Origin of the sequence: Psychrobacter piechaudii (assembly GCF_900162825.1) — a bacterium.
GTDB lineage: Bacteria > Pseudomonadota > Gammaproteobacteria > Pseudomonadales > Moraxellaceae > Psychrobacter > Psychrobacter piechaudii.
Window position 1 is genome coordinate 1 of sequence record NZ_FUGE01000068.1, and the last position, 2,938, is coordinate 2,938.

The 2,938-nt window shown below is 41.9% G+C and carries 1 protein-coding gene and 1 pseudogene; both read right to left on the reverse strand.

Annotation, left to right across the window (positions count from 1 at the left end):
- Positions 1 to 240 (reverse strand): annotated as a pseudogene (locus tag A1019T_RS02570) (RNA-guided endonuclease InsQ/TnpB family protein); the annotation flags it as partial.
- A 193-nt stretch (positions 241 to 433) separates the two neighbouring features.
- On the reverse strand, positions 434 to 2,713 hold the full coding sequence (locus A1019T_RS02575) for a nitric-oxide reductase large subunit (RefSeq protein ID WP_077450290.1): 2,280 nt from the start codon (positions 2,711 to 2,713) through the stop codon (positions 434 to 436).
- Between the last annotated feature and the right edge of the window lie 225 nt (positions 2,714 to 2,938).

Below are 2,938 nucleotides of genomic sequence, written 5' to 3' on the forward strand. Positions count from 1 at the left end.
TTTACGTGATTTAGCGTGTGTCTCATTGATAGCCTGTAAGGTCTGACTGTGTAATCCTAAATACTCACCGCTACCTTTGGTGTACTGGTTTAAATCATAGGCTGAAAAGTACTTACCGGTACGTTTTAGATGCTCAAAACTTAACGCATTGACATAGTTCCACACGAAGTTTACCGAACCGCTTAGACGATTCAGCTCTTTTATGTGCTTGTCTTTAATGCGTAGCTTGAGTGTTTTCATATGCTTAGTATGGCTAGGTTAATTTTAACTTACAACCCTTTAACTGCTTCTTACGACAGTGTGTGTCGCCTTATATCCACCCCCTGAAGTGGGTGTTTTTACGGCGACTGGTGATAAAAAAGCTCTGCCAAATAGCAAAAGCCCTATCAATTGACAGGGCTTTTTTTTATCGAATGACCACCATTAAAGGTATCTATTTGTTGATTGGACTATCAGGTTGATAGTTAGCGTCTGAAGGTTTGGCGAAAGTTAACTTCACAACCTGCCAAGCGACACAGACAGCCCCAATGATAAATACCACGTCGCCGAAGGTACGGATCCATCTTAGCGTCACTAGGAAGTCTTGTTGTAAGAAGCCTTCACTGCGCGCATACCATAGACCCTCAGTGATTGAAGCATGAGCTTGGAAAATACCGATTGGTAATAAACTGGTGGCAATCATTAATACCAAGCCTAGGTTTAGCATCCAGAAGCCTGTTTTCATAAGCTTATCACTGAACACGTAATCAGGGCGAATATAGCGCATAACCAGTAATACAAAGCCTAGCGCTAAGAAGCCATAAACCCCAAATAAAGCTGCATGTGAGTGAACGGCTGTGGTATTTAACCCTTGTAAGTAGAATAGAGACACAGGAGGGTTAATCATAAATCCAAATACACCTGCGCCTAGCATATTCCAGAAAGCCACGGCAACGAAACACATGATTGGCCATTTAAGTTTCTGCATCCAAGGAGACTTGTGCTGCATAGACCAGTGATCATAACCTTCATAACCAAGTACGATTAAAGGAACCACCTCTAAAGCACTGAATGAAGCCCCAATGGCCATAACGGGCGTGGTGGTACCTGAGAAATATAAATGGTGGAATGTACCAGGTACGCCGCCTAATAAGAATAAAGCTGCTGAAGCGATAGAAGAGGCAGTAGCAATTTTTTTATTTACTAAGCCTAAGTTATAGAAAATAAAGGCCAATGATACCGTAGCGAATACTTCGAAAAAGCCTTCAACCCATAAGTGAACTACCCACCAGCGCCAGTATTCCATGATGGTTAAATGAGTACGTTCGCCGTAGAATAAACCACTACCGTAGAATAAACCGACACAAACCACAGAGGCGAAGAAGATAGCCAGTAGGTTGTTATCTCCCTTGTTTTTAAAGGCAGGCATAATGCCACGAGACATCAATACGAGCCAGATTAAAATACCTACCCATTTTAAGATTTGCCAGAAGCGGCCTAAGTCGATGAACTCATAACCTTGGTGACCAAACCAGAAGTTATATTTGGCTGGCATGATTTCAGCAAGGGCAAAATATTGGCTAGTAAAAGAACCCACACAAACAATGATTAAAGCAACCCAAAGGATATCAACGCCTAGCTTTTGGAATTTAGGGTCCTTACCCCCGTTAATAATTGGGGTTAAGAACAAGCCAGCCATTAAGAAGGCAGTAGCGATCCAGAATAGGGCGGATTGAATGTGCCAAGTACGCACTAAAGCATAAGGGAAGTAGTCCGCTACGGGTATGCCATAGAAGTTTTGACCTTCTACAGTATAGTGTGCAACGAAACCACCAATAAACACTTGGAAAACAAATAGAGCAACTACCAAGAAGCCATATTTTGCTAAGGCTTTTTGAGAGGGAGTTAAAGCTATTTTAGTGAGAGGGTCCGCATCAGGAGTAACCAGTTTAGGCTCAAGATCATCCTCTTTACGTAAGAATGCCCAACCCCAAATTAATAGACCCACACCAGCAATTAAGAACACCACACTGGCAACTGACCACATGATATTTTCAGTGGTAGGCTTATTATCGATAATAGGTTCATGAGGCCAGTTGTTAGTATAAGTAGCCTCAGTACCGGGGCGTTCTGCTGAGGCGACCCAAGTGGTCCAGAAGAAAAAGTTGGTTAAACGCTGTCTCGATTCTTCGCCAGTAATGGTATTGTTTTTCATCGCAAAGTTTTCACGAGTTTTCTGGAACTCTGGATCATCACCATAGACACTCATATAATAAGGCGCGATCTCATTCATTGCCTCAATACGAGTTTGTGACAACACAACGGTATTGTTTTCATCAACTGCACTACCACGGTATTCCTTCTTTACCTGCGCATCTAGCACCGCTTTTTGATCTTCATTTGCAGCCTTATAGTCAACACCGTAAAGCTCGTTTGATTTAATATCAAGCCAAGCTACCAGCTCTCTATGTAACCAGTCTGCGGTCCAGTCCGGGGCCTGATAAGCACCATGGCCCAGTACAGAACCTAACTGTTGTCCGCCGGTACGTTGCCAAGCTGATTGACCATCTAATATATCTTCTTTGGTCATAATAACCTGACCATTGCTGTCTACAAATTGGTCAGGAATAGGGGGCGCTGTTCGATAAATCTCAACTCCGCCCCAGCCTAAGAAAGAGAAGGTGACAATTAAGATGGCGATCAACCCCCACCAGTACTTTTTGTACTCACCCATAACGTGCTCCTAAATAAATTTAAACATATATATAAAATGAATGTTTAAGGTTGGAGTTGGGCATTAATAACCCTTAATACCTAAACATTTTTCAAGCTACTAAATTACCTATCCCATTTTTGACAAATTATGTCCCAAACATATTCACAAAGGGTGAGTAATATAGTTTTAATCTACCTGTTGGGGTGAATTATAACATTCATTTTAAATGAATGTTAATACATG

Coding starts and splice junctions, on each gene's coding strand:
- A1019T_RS02575 (WP_077450290.1), bottom strand. CDS start 2,713: ATGGGTGAGTACAAAAAGTACTGGTGGGGGTTGATCGCCATCTTAATT.